Below are 16,304 nucleotides of genomic sequence, written 5' to 3'. Positions count from 1 at the left end.
CACTTCCGGAAGAAAACCGATGTAGAGTTTGGGTTGCTATGGCTAAAAATCCTTTCATTATTCAAGTAGCTGACGCTCTGCACGGCGACGGCATGCCGGTAGTTGTCCACAACGTGGGCCCAGCTCCTTCCCGCATCGGGCCGGAGATGATCGCAATTCCGGAAGGCCAGGAGGTGGCCGTTGACGCTACCGTGACCCCGCTTGGTTCTGGCGTGATGGTCGACGCCACCGTGACCGCGGTACTGGAAGGGCAGTGCGTACGCTGCCTGCGCACCCTGCAGCCGACGGAAACGCTGCGTGTCTCCCAGGTGTTTTCTAACGGCGACGACTTCATCCAGGGTGATGAAGAAGTAGAGGAAGACGCAGGATCCGGGGATGAGATCATGCGCATCGTGGAAGAAACGGTTGATCTCGAGCAGGCCTTCGTCGACGAAGCTGGCCTCACACTGCCGTTTAACCCGACCTGCCAGCCTGCATGCCCCGAAGACAGCGACGTTCCGGCACCAGACGGCATCAGCGGCGAAGCAACCGACGCGGTGGATCCGCGCTGGGCTGGATTGGAGAAGTTCCTATGAGCCGGCGTTCAAAGAAGAATCGCGTCAGCGGCGAAGAAGCGTGGAACAGCGCGTTCTCCGAAGTAGACCATGCGCCTCTGCTCGAGTGGCTGGGTGTGGATCTGGACGACGAACTGTTGCGACTCGCCTTGACACATCGCTCCTTTGCCAACGAGCACGACTACCTGCCAAATAACGAGCGGCTTGAGTTTCTCGGAGACGCAGTGCTCGGTCTGACCGTAGCCACGAAGCTCTTCGAGATCTACCCTTCGAGCTCCGAGTCGGTGCTCTCCCCGATGCGGGCCTCAATTGTGTCACGCTACGGGTTGGCGGATGTCGCCCGTGGCATCGAGCTTGGTAAGTACGTGCTGCTTGGAAAAGGCGAGTTGCATACCGGTGGCAGGGACAAAGAGTCCATCCTCGCCGATACGACGGAGGCGCTCTTTGGCGCGATCTATCGGCAGCACGGATTCGAAGCAGCCCGCGACGTAATTCTTAAGCTCTTCCACGAGAAGCTCCACAACGCGACGGCACACGGCCACAGGCAAGACTGGAAGACTGTGCTGCAGGAACGCCTCGCGGAACGTGGCATCCCAATGGTCGAGTACGAAACGACGTCTGAAGGCCCCGAGCACGACCTCGAATTTACGTCGTACGCGATCATTCTTGGTGAAAACCGCGGACGTGGAGTGGCGCACAACAAAAAGCTCGCCGAGCAAGAAGCAGCCAGGGAAGCAGTGGCGTTCCTCCAGAAGCACCCGGAAGCGCTCGTTCTTGAGCAGCAGACCCAAGACAAGGCGTAGCTGATGCCCGAACTGCCGGAAGTTGAGGTCGTGCGTCGTGGCCTGAACGAGCACATTGTTGGCAGGACATTCGACAGTATCGAGGTCGCGCACCCCAGGGCGGTCAGGGAGAACACCGTCGATTTGGCAACAACTCTCCCCGGGCTCCGCGTCACGGGCACCGGACGCCGTGGCAAGTACCTCTGGCTGACGCTGTCCGACGGAGCCTGCCTCCTGGTGCACCTTAGAATGAGCGGCCAGATGCTCGTCGGCGCGCCGGGCAGCGTAGATAGCCCGCATGCGCGAATTCGCGCCAGAATGGGTGCCGTTGAGCTGGTATTCGTTGACCAGCGGACATTCGGCTCGTGGCAGTACTGCGAGCTTGTCGATGGCATCCCAGAACGTGCAAGCCACATTGCGATGGACCCGTTCGAGGAAGGCTTCGACGTTGATACAACTGCAGAGTTGATGCGGCACAAGCGATCTGCGGTCAAAACGGTGTTGTTGAATCAGGCCGTAGTCAGCGGTATTGGATCCATCTACGCTGACGAGGCAATGTGGGCGGCACGCGTCGCGCCGTGGCAGCGGGCAGATACGCTCAGCCAGGAAACTGCGGTTGAACTCCTCAACGCATCGCGTGCTGTCATGGAGCGTGCACTCGCCCAAGGCGGAACGAGCTTCGACTCCTTGTACGTGAACGTCAATGGTGCCTCGGGGTATTTTGCCCGCTCGCTGAATGCCTACGGGCGCGCGGGTGAACCTTGCGCCCGCTGCGGGGACGCCATTGTGAAGACGGTCGTGAACCAGCGGTCGAGTTATTACTGCCCAACATGCCAAGATCCTGAGCAAAATCGCGAATAATCCTGTCATTGCGACTAGGATTCTCCGCATGGAAAAAGCAACCGAGTTCATTGACGGAACTCTCAACGGCATCATCTGGGACATTGTCCCGTGGCTCCTTCTTGCTGCGGGTGTCTACTTCGGGCTACGTACCTTGTTCGTACAGGTCCGACTGCTTCCGGAAATGTTCAAGGCGGTCACTGAGACCCCGAAGGGCAAAGACCGCGACGGGCGCGATTTGGACGAAGAATACGGCGGTATTTCTGCGTTCAAGGCGTTTACCATTTCCGCTGCTTCCCGCGTGGGCACGGGCAACATCGCTGGTGTCGCTCTCGCGATCTCGGTTGGCGGGCCTGGCGCAGTGTTCTGGATGTGGATGATCGCCATTGTGGGTGGCGCCACCGCGTTCGTCGAGTCCACGCTGGCACAGCTGTGGAAGACGAAAGACGAAAGCGGCAACTACCACGGTGGTCCCGCCTACTACATGACGCGCGGACTCGGGTGGCGCCCGCTCGCCGTGATCTTCGCTGTTGCGCTCTCGTTCACCTATGGCTTTGTGTACAACGCAATTCAGACGAACTCCATCGTTGAGGCCGTCGGCGGTTCTGTTGGCTCCGACTCGATGACGCTGAAGCTGATTGTGGCAGTGATCCTTGCTGCCCTGACTTCTGCCATCATCTTCGGCGGTGTGACCCGTATCGCGAACTTCACGCAGGTCGTCGTTCCTTTCATGGCGGTCGCCTACATCCTGGTTGGCCTGCTGGTAGTCATTCTGAACATTCAGGAAGTTCCAGGGATGATCGCGCTGATCGTCGGCCACGCCCTGGGGCTGAAGCAGGTTGGTGGTGCGACGCTGGGTATGGCGTTTGTCTGGGGTATGCGCCGTGGTCTGTTCTCGAACGAGGCCGGCCAGGGGTCCGCTCCGAACGCAGCGGCTACTGCGACGGTATCGCACCCGGTGAAGCAGGGACTGGTGCAGACGCTCGGCGTGTACTTCGACACCCTCGTTGTGTGCTCGATTACGGCGTTCGTCGTGCTGCTCGGCCCTGAGATCAACTACGGCTTGGATGATGTACAGGGTGCATCGTTGACGCAGTCCGCCTTGGCGGCAACGGTGGGTGCGTGGGGCACGCACTTCATCACGTTCATTCTCTTCTTCCTCGCCTTCTCGTCAGTGATCGGTAACTACTACCTTGCGCAGGCGAATATTGAGTACCTCTCGGACTCGAAGACGGTGCTGAACATTTTCCGCTGCGGTGTCATCGTCTTTGTGTTCTTCGGAGCGTTCGGCTCGATTCCGCTGGTGTGGTCGCTTGGCGACACGATGGCGGGCACGATGGCCATCATCAACATCATCGCGATCGTCCCGCTTGCGGGTGTCGCCATCAAGCTGCTCAAGAACTACAACGAGCAGCGCGTCCAGGGCATCGACCCGGTGTTCCACCGCGACATGATGCCTGAGGTCAAGAACGTAGAGTTCTGGGACGGCTCCGACCCGGTCACGCGCCGCAGCCTGGAGGACCGCATCACGGCTTCCGAGGCCCGCGCCGTAGGTGAAGACAACGAGCAGGGCGGTTTGAAGTAGCCGATGGCCACCATTCGTATGACCGCGTTTGTGCACGGGCACGTTCAAGGCGTCGGGTTCCGCTGGTGGACCCGCTGCCGGGCCTTGGAGCTCGGCCTACAGGGGTATGCGAAGAATCTTGTCGACGGCCGCGTTGAAGTAGTCGCGGAAGGCGACGAAGGGGACGTCGATACGCTGAAGCGACTACTGGAAGAACAGCCCTCCTCAACGCAACGACCGGGCCACGTGGACATAGTAGTCGCGCAGTACGGTGAGCCTCGTGGGGCGGAAGGCTTCCACGAACGGTAAACTCACCACAATGCATTTGAAATCGTTGACGCTGAAGGGCTTTAAGTCTTTCGCTTCTTCAACGACGATGAAGTTCGAGCCCGGCATTTGCGCTGTTGTCGGACCGAACGGCTCAGGTAAATCGAACGTCGTCGACGCGCTTGCCTGGGTGATGGGGGAGCAGGGTGCGAAGAATCTACGCGGTGGGAAGATGCAGGATGTCATCTTCGCGGGAGCGGGGGACCGCAAGCCACTAGGGCGCGCAGAGGTAACACTCACCTTCGACAACAGCGATAAGCACCTTCCAGTGGACTTCACGGAGGTTGCGATCACGCGACGTATGTTCCGTGATGGAGCCTCCGAGTACGAAATTAACGGCTCGAAAGCCCGGCTGATGGACATTCAGGAGCTGTTGTCGGACTCCGGTATTGGCCGCGAGATGCACATCATCGTCGGGCAGGGCAAGCTGTCTGAGATTTTGGAGTCGCGCCCTGAGGAGCGCCGAGCGTTCATTGAGGAAGCCGCGGGTGTGCTGAAGCACCGACGTCGTAAAGAGAAGGCGCAACGCAAGCTGCAGTCGATGCAAGGCAACGTCGACAGGTTGCAGGATCTGACAGATGAGCTTGGCAAGCAGCTCAAGCCGCTGGAGCGCCAGGCCGAAGCCGCGAAGCGCGCCGCGACTGTGCAAGCCACGCTTCGCGACGCCCGGCTCCGCCTCGCCGGCCACCAGATGGTCACGCTGCAGGCAGCGCATGCACAAAGTGACGAGAGTGCGAAGCTGCTCGAAGAACAGGTTGAGACCGTGACCGCGTCGCTCGAGAGCGCTGAGGAACAGTACGCGCAGCTCGAGGAAGAACAACGGGAGGTACAGCCGCGTGCCCAGGAGTCACAGGAAACTTGGTTTGCACTGTCATCTCTCGAGGAACGGGCGAACGCGACGTTGCGCATCGCACAGGAACGCGCGCACAACCTGAACACGCAGACTGAGTACCACGGGCAAGACCCAGAGGAGCTGCTCGCTCGGGCAGCAGCAGCGGACGAAGAATATGAGGTGGCCATTGAGGCTGCCGAGGAAGCCGCGGAGCGACTTGAGGTTGTTCGGGAAGACGTTGCCGAATACCAGGTTGCGTTCGATGAAGCTGAACGCGAACACGTGGCGCAGATTCAGGCGGTAGCGGATCGCCGTGAGGGCGTTGTGCGGCTGGTGGCGCAAGAGGAGGCGCACCAGCAGGCCGTGCTCGGAGGTGAGCAAGAGGCAACCCGGCTTGAAGAGCAGCTTTCACTCAGCAGCGAGCGGGCCCACAGTGCCCGCGGCGAAGCCGAGGAGGTAGCTGAGAAGATTGCTGAGCTTGAAGCCCGCCGAGGGCCACTCGTCCATGAGTACGAGCAAGCAAGCTCAGAGCTCACTGCCGCCGAGCAGCGCTTTCAGGAGCTACAGACGCAGCAGCGCGAGCATGAGCGGGCGGTGTTTACGCTGCAGTCGAAGATAGAGACGCTGCAGCACCAAATGCCAACACGTACCGCGGAGGAGATGCTCGGGGGCTATCCCGCGCTTGCATCACTGGTGAAGGCTCCTGCTGACCTGGCAGGAGCGCTGGCTGCCGCGCTTGGTGGCTTCAGTGAGGCATTGGTGGGCGAGCGCGACTTGGACGTTGTGGAGCAGCTGCAATCCGCAGATCGTGCCAGCATCGTTGAGGCAGTCGGCGGCGCGCTGTGGCGTGTTGAAACCGACGGGTGCTATGACTGGCTCCTCGACCACCTCGACGTCGACGTTTCGGTCGCGGGCCCCGTGGCGCGCCTGTTAGCAGACGTTGTTGTAGTGGAGACGCCGCAGGAGGGCGTGGACGTCGTGAAGGCAGACCCACGACTGCGTGCTGTGACGCGAGAGGGGGCACTATTCGGCGAAGGCTGGATGTCGGTAGGCATCGCGAGCGCGTCTACGGTCGAGGTGAGTGCGCAGGTTGAAGTCGCACAGCGAGACCTACGCACCGCAGAGCACGCGTTGGCGGAGCTCTCGGGCACGTTTGAGGGAGCGCAGCTCGCAGCCGAGGACGCGCGGGTGAATGTTGCGGCGGCGAAGGCAGCGCTGCGCGAGCACGACACGGTGGTTGCGTCGTGGCAGCGTGAGCATCAGCGCTTGGCTGCGCAATCGGACACGGCCGAGCAAGAGCGCGTCCGTGCCGCGCAGCAGCTTGAGGAGGCAGAGCAGCGGCTCGCTCAGCGCCGTGAGCAACTGCTGGAAACCCAGGAGCGTCTTTCTCGCATCGACGACACTCCTGCTGCGGAAGGTCCTTCGCCCGAGGCCCGTGATGCTGCATCCCAGCAACTGACGCAGGCGAAGGCGATCGAACTGGAAGCGGTTCTCGCTGCTCGTGAGACGCAACAGCGCGCTCAGACAATTGCGGGGAAGGGCGATGCGTTGCGGCGCCAGGCGGAAAACGAGCGCCAGGCAAAAGCGCGTCATGACGCAGCCGTTGCACGTCGGCGGTCCCAGGCCCTGCTCGCCGGAGCCGTGAAGGAACATACGGAGGTTCTGATCTCGCGAGTCCAGGATGCATTACAGCGAGCCACCGCGCAGCGCGATGAGCTGCAGCGCACGCTTGCTGCGCTGCAGGGCAGGATTCAACAAGAGCGATCGCAGGTCAGCGCTGCTCGTCAGCAGCTGAATCGGTTGAGTGACCGCGCGCACGCCGCAGACATTGCAAGGTCGCAGGCGAAGGTGCGTCTTGAGGAAGCTCAGCAGAAGATCGTCGAGTCGCTCGGTATTTCGGTCGATGACTTGCTCGCGAACTTCACGCCGGGAGAAGACTTTGACGAGTCCACTGAGACCCAGCGACTGCGCCAGGCCGAAAAAGACTTGCGCTCTTTGGGGAAGGTGAACCCGCTGGCTCTCGAAGAGTTTAAGGCGCTTGAGGAACGCTATACGTTCCTCTCTACCCAGCTTGCCGATGTGATTCAGGCTCGAAAGGACTTGCTCGACGTCATCGAGGATGTCGACGCCCACATCCTGCAGCTCTTCACGGATGCATGGCACGACGTGGAGGAGGAGTTTCCACGTGTGTTCCATACGCTGTTTCCCGGTGGGGAAGCCCGCCTGATACTCACGGAACCAGATGACATGCTGCTCACCGGCATCGAGATTGAGGCGCGCCCACCGGGCAAGCGCGTCAAGCGGCTGTCACTGCTTTCAGGTGGGGAGAAGTCGCTGACTGCTCTGGCGTTTCTGGTGGCGATTTTCCGAGCGCGCCCGAGCCCGTTCTATGTGCTGGACGAGGTGGAGGCAGCGCTCGATGACGTGAATCTGCGCCGATTGATCGCGCTGCTCGAGGAGCTGCGGCAGGACTCGCAACTGATTGTGATCACGCACCAGAAGCCGACCATGAATGTGGCGAACGTGCTCTACGGTGTCACCATGCGCGGTGATGGTGTAACGAGGGTGCTCTCACAAAGAATGCGCCCGGCGGGGTCAGCTCCTGACTCCGATCCGGACGCGTAAATAGGGGTGCGGGGGTTAGTTCTTTACAACAAGCTCCAGTGTTCCCTCAGGACCAACTGCGAAGAGTTTATCCTGGCCGAGCACTTTCAGGCTCGTGGTCTGCTTCAGCAAGTCGCTGGTGGTATTTTCCCAGATGGTGTCCTCAGACGGGCATGCCTTCCTCGTCGTCGGCGTCTTGAACGTGGAGACCGCACCAGTTGCTTCGTCAATGGTGAAGCCGACGCCGTAGCCGTTGCATGGACCGCCTACAAGCACGTAGCCCTTATCTTCCTTGACAAATTGGACAGTAGCGCCGTCATACAACGGCAGCGGTGCCCAGGTGGTGTTCAGCGCGGTGGTGAGCGCCTCACCAGTCGCTGGCACTGCCTCCTTCGGCGCGTCGGTGCCAACGCTCGGCACGTCTACCTTTGAGCTGCCAAGCTGGCCACTTGAGGCAATGATGCCAAGTCCGACGGCCAGCGAAATCAGCGTTGTGAGGACTGGCAGGATCCATTGGGCAACGTCTTGTGGCAGATTCTTCAAAAATGGGGGAGTATTCATAAACCTTATTCAACCACGTTGTTGGCATAAATGGGGTATTCCACACAGTTATTGAGCGCCTTTGGCACTATGGAAGTCATGACTACGTACTCGTTATGGATTGCAATCGCAGCTGTGGTGCTCGTGATTCTCATTGTGGGCATCATCATTGTTGGCAATAAACGGAAATCGGCAAAGTCTGTTTCCTTTGAAAAGACCGAGGAGCCGAAAGAACTTACCCAGCAGGAGAAGTCTGGAAACTACCAGGCAAAGGGGGGGTTTAATTTCGCTCAAGCAGGAGTGAAGGAAAAGGAACCTATCCCGCGTGTCGACGCCCCCTCCGATCCGAAGCCCGCTCAGGCTGTGCCAATGCCGGAGCCTGAGCCGCTTGTAGAGGACGGGTCGGCGCCTGAGCCTGAGCCTGCGCCTGAGCCGGAGCCAGTTGAGGAAACTCAGTCCGAAAAGCCTGAGCCGGTGGTTGTACCGGAACCGCAGGCCGACCCTGAACCTGCAGTAGAACCGAAACCTGAGGTTGAGAAGGAGCCGGAACCGACACTGGTCGCGGAAGAGCCAAAGGCGCCCGCGCCTGCAGAACCCGCCTCCGACGAAGCAGACGTCGAACACCAAGACATCGAAGAAGCACAAGAGGCAGCGGACGCAGCCGCAGCAACGGTCGACGGGGCGGAACGTGCCCTGGAAGACGGCGCCGAACCGACCGAGGACGCAATTGTCAGCGAACCAGTCTCCTCCGAGCCTGTCGAGGCAATCGCGCCAGCCGCAGGCCGGATGGGCAAGCTGCGCGGGCGCCTGTCGCGCTCGCAGAACGCGATTGGCCAAGGGCTGCTTGGCATTCTTACCGCGGGCGACCTCGACGAGGACGCGTGGGAAGAGATCGAAGACACCCTCATCATGGCGGATATCGGTGCGGATCTGACCATGCGCATTACCGATGCACTGCGTCAGAAGATTGCCGAGCGAGGCGTGGCATCTGAGGCTGAAGCACGCGCAATGCTGCGGGAAACCCTGATCGAAGCCGCGAAGCCAGAGCTCGATCGTTCGATTCACGCAATGCCGAACGAAGGCAAGCCCGCTGTGATCTTGGTAGTCGGCGTCAACGGCACGGGTAAGACCACCACGACGGGCAAGCTTGCACGCGTACTCGTAGCGATGGGCCACTCGGTGGTACTTGGCGCTGCGGATACATTCCGCGCTGCTGCGGCAGACCAACTGGAGACGTGGGGGCGTCGGGTAGGCGCCTCTACGGTCCGCGGATCAGAAGGCGCGGACCCTGCCTCTGTCGCGTTCGACGCCGTGGCGACCGGCGTGCAAGAGGGTGCGGATGTCGTGCTTGTCGACACAGCGGGCCGTCTGCACACCTCGACTGGCTTGATGGATCAGCTGGGTAAGGTGAAACGGGTCGTCGAAAAGAAATCCACTGTTGATGAGGTGCTCCTGGTACTGGATGCAACGGTTGGACAAAACGGCATTGCGCAGGCGCGAGTGTTCCGTGAGGTCGTCGATATCACCGGTGTGGTGCTGACGAAGCTGGACGGTACCGCGAAGGGCGGCATTGTGTTCCAGGTACAAGAGGAACTGGGCGTGCCGGTCAAACTTGTGGGTCTTGGCGAAGGCGCCGATGACCTCGCGCCGTTTGAAGTAGAGAGCTTTGTGGATGCTCTGCTGGGATAGCCTGGCGTGATGTGAACAGTTGGGCGGAAAGGCGCTAGGCTAGGTGCGTTCTGTCTCATTACCGAAGAATGAATTAGTTAAGGGAGCAACGCACTGTGTTCGAGTCACTGTCTGACCGCTTACAATCAGCGCTTGGAGGCTTGCGCGGCAAAGGCAAGCTCACCGAGGCTGACATTAACGCCACAGCACGTGAGATTCGGATCGCGCTGCTGGAGGCTGACGTCTCGCTGACTGTCGTACGCGCCTTCATTAAGCGCGTGAAAGAGCGCGCTTTGGGCTCCGACGTTTCAGAGGCGCTGAACCCGGCACAGCAAGTGGTCAAGATTGTTGACCAGGAGCTGACCGCCATTTTGGGCGGAGAGACTCGACGCCTCAACTTTGCAAAGACACCGCCGACCGTCATCATGCTGGCAGGTCTACAGGGTGCTGGTAAGACCACCCTGGCAGGTAAGCTGTCCCGCCACCTGGCAAAACAAGGACACACACCGCTGCTGGTGGCCTGTGACCTCCAGCGCCCGGGCGCTGTGCAACAGCTCCAGATTGTGGGTGAGCGCGCCGAGGTTGCAACGTTCGCTCCGGATCCTGGCACGTCCATCGACTCGTTTGAGCACGAGATGGGCACTTCCCACGGCGACCCTGTCGCGGTAGCGCAGGCTGGTATTGAGCACGCGAAGCAGAACAAGCACGACGTGGTGATCATCGATACCGCGGGCCGTTTGGGTATTGACGAAACGCTGATGACGCAGGCCCGTAACATCCGTGATGCAGTCCAGCCTGATGAAGTCCTGTTTGTGATCGATGCGATGATCGGTCAGGACGCGGTCACGACTGCGCAGGCCTTCGCAGACGGCGTGGACTTTACCGGCGTTGTGCTGACGAAGCTCGACGGTGACGCCCGCGGTGGTGCAGCTCTGTCCATCCGCGAAATCACCGGCAAGCCGATCCTGTTTGCGTCCACAGGTGAGAAGCTCGACGACTTTGATGTCTTCCACCCGGAGCGCATGTCGAGTCGCATCCTAGGTATGGGCGACCTGCTCTCACTCATTGAGCACGCGGAGACCGTCTTTGACCAGAAGGAAGCTGAGGAGGCCGCGAGCCGACTCGGCACTGGGGAGCTCACGCTTGAAGACTTCCTGAACCAGATGCTGATGATCCGCCGCATGGGCCCGATCGGCAATCTGCTCAAGATGATGCCTGGCGGCAAGCAGATGAACCAGATGGCGGACATGGTTGATGAGAAGCAGCTGGACCGCATCCAGGCAATCATCCGCGGTATGACGCCTGAGGAACGCGCGAACCCGAAGATCCTTAATGCGTCGCGCAGGAAGCGCATCGCTGCTGGTTCCGGCGTGAAAGTCTCTGACGTCAACCAGCTCGTTGAACGCTTTTTCGAGGCGAAGAAGATGATGGGCGCGATGGCCAACCAGTTCGGCCTACCAGGAATGCCGGGCATGGGTGGCGGACGCTCTGCGACGAAGAAGAAGCCCAAGGGACGCAGGGGCAAGAACGGGAAGCGCAAGCCCGCGAAGCGCCGTGGTGGAGGCCCGAAGATGCCGGGCATGCCACAGATGCCGGGCATGCCTGGCATGGAGGATCTGCAGAAGATGCAGGAACAACTTCCTCCGGGTATGGAGGGGCTTGACCTCAACAATCTTGACTTCGGCGCAGCGATGAAGCGCATGGGCAAGAAGAAGTAGTCAGCAAAACACTGAAGGGCCGGTACGGGCATCCGTACCGGCCCTTTGCTATCGTGCTCGCACGCTACTGCGTAGCGGGTGCGTCCATCTCCAAGCTCGGTGTGGGATCCGTGGCGGGCCCCGGGAGCAGGCCTAGCTCTTCGAATATCGGCATCAGCTCAGCCCACAGAAGCGGAGCGAGCGTTGCTGCGTAGGCGTTCGAGATGTGGTTCTGGTCGCGGTAGATGTACACGTTGCCACGCTGTGGCGGGCAAAACTTGTCGTCGCAGAACCAGTCAGCGGTATCGATAGACCACTGGTGATTCTCGGGCAAGAGGTACGAGGTTGCTGGGTCCTCGGGCCCGTAGACTGTGCTGCGCAGTGCTGAGCAGTCGCGTTCGGAGGCACCAGCAACGATGCAGAGGTTCGGGTCCATAGGATCGCCTTCTGGGGTGAACATCCATGGGTTATCGCGCAAACCAACGAACGGGATGCCGTTGTAGGCGAAGTTCTGCCACAGGTTCGCGTAGGCGTCGGGGACCTTGTCCGTGGAAAACGCTGCACCGCCCGCGTGGCCCTCGGGGCGTGTGGAGTTTGAAATCACCAGGTCCGGGTTCATTTCGACGATGTTCTGGAACGCAAGCTCCGACCATTGAGCGCATACATCGCTGACGAACTCGTCTCTGTCGGCACCGCCGATGACAATCGGGCACTCCTGCCGGACGTACGGAATGACCCGGAAGTGGTGCTCTTTCCCGAGCTTGTCGAGGGGCACGACGTACGGCTCGATGTGGGACCCGCCGGTCATCACTACAGTGACGTCGGACTCGAGGTCGCCGTACTGGCAGTCGGGACGAGGCATGTCCGTTGCCGGCTGGGGGATCATGATCATGCACTCGTCTACGCCGATAGGTGGGTAGATGCCCGCAATCAGGGCCGGATCGGGCTGTGGCTTGACGTCTGGGACTTCAGCACCAGCAATGGCGAGGGCGCCCGGGTAAAGGTCCTCCGGAAGATCGCGGTCTGCGTCCTCGATGCGCTGATTCCAAAGCGGTTGGATTGCAAAAATAGTGGCAACGAGCACGGAAACCAGCACGCCGCCGCCTGCGCGGCCAATGCCGGTGCGGGTGCGCAGCGTCGAGCGGGCGTCGATAACCGGTGTATCGGTCGATTGCGGGCGCTTGCGGTGTTGACGCAGCGGGTCTTCTACCAGCAGGTGTGTGACGTGTGCGAGTCCGAGCGAAACCGCGATGACGAGGGTGCCAACCCACCACGGAGGAGTCCCGAACCCTCCAGCAAGAGTGACAATGATGAGCAACGGCCAGTGCCAAAGATAGAGGGAATAGGCGATGCTGCCTAGCCACGTCATCGGCTTCGACGCAAGAATGTTTGAGACCGAGTTCTGGTTGCCACTCATGACAATCAGCGCGGCGCCAGTGAGTGGCAGCAGCGTGACAGGGCCGGGGAACGCGAGTGAAGTGGTGACGACGATGCCGGTAATCGAAATCATCACAACGCCAAGGCCCGCAGTCCACGCGGCTGTGCGCTGTGGCAGGAAACGGCTGGTTGGAACGAAGGCAAGCAACCCACCGAGCGCGAGCTCCCACGCACGGGAGAAGGTGGAGTAGTAGTTCTGGCCCGTACCGACGAAGCCGAAGCGCGCAGCGTATGCGAACGAAGCAACGGTGATAATGGCGAGCAGCGTGATCGCGCCTCGCTTGGCGATGACAGCCGGGACTTTGCACTTCCAGATCAAGAAGGCCAGCAGTGTCCCCAACAAAATCGCGAAAACGTAGAACTGGCCCTGCACACTCATTGACCACAGGTGTTGCAACGGAGACGTGTCCTGGCTTGCCGCCGCATAATCCGCATCTTGGGCGATCAGCTCCCAGTTTTGGTAGTACAGCATGGAGGCGGTGAACTGCTTGGAGAGTTCCACGCCCATCAGCTCGGGGGCGAGCAGCATCACGCCAAGCATGGTTGCCAGGACAGTGAGCGCAAGTGCTGGAACGAGGCGTCGAATAGTGCGCCACAGTGGCCACCAGGGGTTGAGGCTTGGGTTTGGGCGCATTGCGTAGCGGATCTGGCCGCCGAGGAAGAAGTATCCAGACAGCAGCAAGAAGACGTCGACGCCGCCTGAGACTCGGCCGACGTAGACGTGGAACAAGACGACTAGTGCGATAGCAAAGCCTCGAAGCCCGTCAAGGTCGACGCGGTATGCGGTTGAGCGTTTCGTGCTCGGTGCAGGCATGCTGAAAAACCTCGTGTACTCTCAGATTGTTTCGCGCCCTCATTACGCTTCATGCTATTTTTCGGCGGGCAACTGAAAAGACGATACCCGCAACAGGCAGGCAAATGGTAACTATCTGCCTAGATAACAAGTCCTGTTTGGGAATTGGTTCGCTATGGGGTAACCTCTTTCAGGTTGATTATCTGTGTATGCAGGTTTTGAACAGGACCAAACTGCGTTCGCGTTGGACCCGTCACGTGCAGAGATGTGCGATGTCGCCCAACCAGTCACGCGCAGGGTAAAGAAGAAGGGTTGAACCGGCCCGCCTATCGTGTTGGCGGGTGTCTGTACTGCCCGGTGACCGTAAAGGAAGATTTTCATGGCTGTAAAGATTAAGCTGCAGCGCGTCGGTAAGATCCGTAACGCGCAGTACCGTGTTGTTATCGCTGATGCGAAGGCTCGTCGTGATGGCAAGGTTGTCGAGAACATCGGTATCTACCACCCGAAGCAGGAGCCTTCCCTCATCAAGATCGACTCCGAGCGTGCTCAGTACTGGCTCGGCGTTGGTGCGCAGCCGACCGAGCCTGTGCTCGCTCTGCTGAAGATCACCGGCGACTGGCAGAAGCACAAGGGCCTCGACGGTGCTGAGGGCACCCTCAAGGTTGCTGAGGAGAAGCCATCCAAGCTTGACCTGTTCAACAAGGCTCTCGAGGAGGCCAACAACGGCCCGACCGCTGAGGCGATCACCGAGAAGCGCAAGAAGGCGAAGGAAGAGGCTGAGGCCAAGGCTGCCGCAGAGGCTGAGGCAGCTGCAGCTGCTGAGGCTGCGGAGTCCGCTGAAGAGGAGTCCCCGGCTGAGGAGTCCGAGGACTAATCTGAACCTCGCAACGGCACGTTCCCGATCCGTGTGGTCGGAGGGCGTGCCGTTTTTTGTTTGCGAAGTGGGCGTCGAAAAGTAGGGTAATTGAGCATGGAGCTACTGATTGGTCGGGTCGTGAAGACTCACGGTATTAAGGGCGAAGTCGCGGTGGAAGTGCACACGGACCAGCCCGAGGTCCGCTTCGCGGTGGGCAGCAAGCTGCGTGGCACGCAAACGGGGAAGGAAATTGAACTCACCGTTGCGACGGCCCGCCCGCACAAAGGACGCCTGTTGCTCAGCTTCGAAGAGGTGCCGGACCGTACCGCCGCTGAGGGGCTGCGAGGGCTGAAGTTTTTCGCGACGCCGCTTGAACGCGGGGAGGACGCGGACCCGGATGAGTTCTACGATCACGAATTGATTGGACTGAATGTGCGTCTTGATGGGGAGGAGATCGGGCAGGTCACAGGTGTGATGCATACGCCGGGGCGCCAGATTCTGGAGGTTGAGTACGACGGCCGTGAGGTCCTCGTGCCGTTCGTGAGCGATATTGTGCCCGAAGTAGATCTGGAGAAGGGCTTCCTGTCCATCACCCCGCCTGAGGGTTTGCTCAATGTCTAGGCACACCTTGAGGCTCGACATTGTCACCATTTTCCCCGAATACCTTGAGCCGCTGCGCCACGCGTTGTTGGGCAAGGCGATTGAGCAGGGGATTGTGAGCGTCCGCGTGCATGATCTTCGACAGTGGGGGCTTGGTGTACATAAGTCTGTCGACGCCCCTCCGCTCGGCGGCGGGCCTGGTATGGTGATGCGCCCGGATGTGTGGGGCGAGGCGCTTGATGCCGTGGCAGCTGGCAACGAAGGTGAAGGGTTGCGTTCCGCCGCACCGCACCGCAATGACAAGGCCCGCCACGATGAGGTCCACGCCGTCGCGCCGCGGCCGTATGAAGTTAGTGATGTCCGCGAAGGCGAGTCTGCTGAGCAACCACTGTTGATTGTGCCTACTCCGGCGGGATCTCCGTTTACGCAGCAGGATGCGCAGGCGTGGTCGCGCGAGTCCCACATCGTGTTTGCTTGTGGCCGCTACGAGGGTATTGACCAGCGAGTCTTTGTTGACGCCCAGCAGCGGTACCGGGTGCGCGAGGTCTCTATCGGCGATTACGTGCTAATCGGCGGGGAGGTGGCTACGTTGGTGATCGCGGAGGCCGTCACCCGTCTGATCCCCGGGGTGCTGGGCAATACGCAGAGCCACGAGGACGATAGTTTTTCCGATGGGTTGCTTGAGGGACCGAGCTACACAAAGCCACGAACGTGGCGCGGGATCGGCGCCCCTGACGTGCTCTTTTCGGGTGATCACGCCAAGGTGGAGCGCTACCGACGTGATGCATCGCTGCTGCGCACGCAGCAAGTCCGCCCGGAGCTATTGGACGCCGCCGAGCTCGATGAGGATGACGAGTTTGCGCTGTACGGCCGCGACGTCGTGACGGCAATGCAGGTGCTCGTCGACGAGAAGCGCTGGCCGAAGGCGCGCAAGTCTTTGGCCCGTGCGTTGCGCAAGGCTGGCTACCGCGAGCCCAAAATCTCACTGGAGCCGATCGGCCCGCACTGCGAGGATGAGTCGATTCTTGAGACCGATTACCTGTTGAAGGAGGGGCATCCGCCTCTTGAGTCTTTGTGCAGGCTCGAGGTGCGCGGCCGCACCGCGCTCGAGCTGGACGCTGCGACGCAAGCGGTGGTCGCAGGCCTGCCCAGAGGCACCTACTGGTACGGATCGACCCGCCTCGTGGATGGGAACGCATAAGCATTAGAA

At 60.5% G+C, this 16,304-nt stretch carries 13 protein-coding genes; 11 read left to right on the top strand and 2 right to left on the bottom strand.

Annotated elements, in window-relative coordinates; translation table 11 throughout:
- Window positions 1-38 precede the first annotated feature (38 nt).
- Genes KBP54_RS07145 through smc form a run of 6 tightly spaced genes read left to right on the top strand, consistent with a single transcriptional unit; the run spans window position 39 to window position 7,524 of the window.
- Complete coding sequence (locus tag KBP54_RS07145; RefSeq protein WP_070362261.1) at window positions 39-575, top strand: YceD family protein; 537 nt, start codon at window positions 39-41, stop codon at window positions 573-575.
- Entirely contained in the window at window positions 572-1,357 is a 786-nt protein-coding gene (gene rnc, locus KBP54_RS07140) for a ribonuclease III (RefSeq protein ID WP_070362262.1), read from the top strand. The genes KBP54_RS07145 and rnc overlap by 4 nt, the downstream gene beginning before the upstream one ends.
- A gap of 3 nt (window positions 1,358-1,360) precedes the next feature.
- Window positions 1,361-2,197, top strand: a complete 837-nt coding sequence (gene mutM, locus KBP54_RS07135; RefSeq protein WP_070362263.1) for a bifunctional DNA-formamidopyrimidine glycosylase/DNA-(apurinic or apyrimidinic site) lyase — start codon at window positions 1,361-1,363, stop codon at window positions 2,195-2,197.
- Window positions 2,198-2,225: 28 nt separating this feature from the next.
- Window positions 2,226-3,761 (top strand): alanine/glycine:cation symporter family protein, encoded by a 1,536-nt coding sequence (locus tag KBP54_RS07130; protein WP_256005139.1) that lies wholly within the window; start codon window positions 2,226-2,228, stop codon window positions 3,759-3,761.
- 3 nt (window positions 3,762-3,764) lie between these two features.
- The gene (locus tag KBP54_RS07125) at window positions 3,765-4,049 is read left to right on the top strand and encodes an acylphosphatase (protein WP_071572497.1); all 285 of its coding nucleotides are present in this window, start codon (window positions 3,765-3,767) and stop codon (window positions 4,047-4,049) included.
- Between the two features lie 10 nt (window positions 4,050-4,059).
- Window positions 4,060-7,524 carry a chromosome segregation protein SMC gene (gene smc, locus KBP54_RS07120; RefSeq protein ID WP_256005137.1) on the top strand — a complete coding sequence of 1,155 codons (3,465 nt, stop codon included), beginning with the start codon at window positions 4,060-4,062 and terminating at the stop codon, window positions 7,522-7,524.
- A gap of 15 nt (window positions 7,525-7,539) precedes the next feature.
- Here the strand turns inward: smc and KBP54_RS07115 are convergent, their stop codons facing one another.
- Window positions 7,540-8,064: an META domain-containing protein gene (locus KBP54_RS07115; protein WP_070362267.1), complete on the bottom strand. Its 525-nt coding sequence runs from the start codon at window positions 8,062-8,064 to the stop codon at window positions 7,540-7,542.
- 78 nt (window positions 8,065-8,142) lie between these two features.
- Here KBP54_RS07115 and ftsY point away from each other — a divergent pair, with 78 nt between their 5' ends.
- Window positions 8,143-9,732, top strand: coding sequence for a signal recognition particle-docking protein FtsY (gene ftsY, locus KBP54_RS07110; RefSeq protein ID WP_256005136.1), 1,590 nt, complete (start codon window positions 8,143-8,145; stop codon window positions 9,730-9,732).
- Between the two features lie 95 nt (window positions 9,733-9,827).
- Entirely contained in the window at window positions 9,828-11,429 is a 1,602-nt protein-coding gene (ffh, locus tag KBP54_RS07105) for a signal recognition particle protein (protein ID WP_256005134.1), read from the top strand.
- Window positions 11,430-11,493: 64 nt separating this feature from the next.
- Here ffh and KBP54_RS07100 read toward each other — a convergent pair whose 3' ends face one another.
- Window positions 11,494-13,659: an acyltransferase family protein gene (locus KBP54_RS07100; RefSeq protein WP_256005133.1), complete on the bottom strand. Its 2,166-nt coding sequence runs from the start codon at window positions 13,657-13,659 to the stop codon at window positions 11,494-11,496.
- A 358-nt stretch (window positions 13,660-14,017) separates the two neighbouring features.
- Between KBP54_RS07100 and rpsP the strand changes: the two genes are divergently transcribed.
- From rpsP to trmD, 3 genes are all read left to right on the top strand, one after another.
- Window positions 14,018-14,512 (top strand): 30S ribosomal protein S16, encoded by a 495-nt coding sequence (rpsP, locus tag KBP54_RS07095; protein WP_070362270.1) that lies wholly within the window; start codon window positions 14,018-14,020, stop codon window positions 14,510-14,512.
- A 90-nt stretch (window positions 14,513-14,602) separates the two neighbouring features.
- Window positions 14,603-15,115: a ribosome maturation factor RimM gene (gene rimM / locus KBP54_RS07090; RefSeq protein WP_336296755.1), complete on the top strand. Its 513-nt coding sequence runs from the start codon at window positions 14,603-14,605 to the stop codon at window positions 15,113-15,115.
- On the top strand, window positions 15,108-16,295 hold the full coding sequence (gene trmD / locus KBP54_RS07085; RefSeq protein WP_256005131.1) for a tRNA (guanosine(37)-N1)-methyltransferase TrmD: 1,188 nt from the start codon (window positions 15,108-15,110) through the stop codon (window positions 16,293-16,295). Before rimM ends, trmD begins: the two co-directional genes overlap by 8 nt.
- The last annotated feature ends 9 nt before the right edge of the window (window positions 16,296-16,304 follow it).

The sequence above is a fragment of the Corynebacterium pseudogenitalium genome, from assembly GCF_024453815.1.
GTDB lineage: Bacteria > Actinomycetota > Actinomycetes > Mycobacteriales > Mycobacteriaceae > Corynebacterium > Corynebacterium pseudogenitalium.
This window is presented reverse-complemented; position numbering and strand designations above follow the sequence as displayed.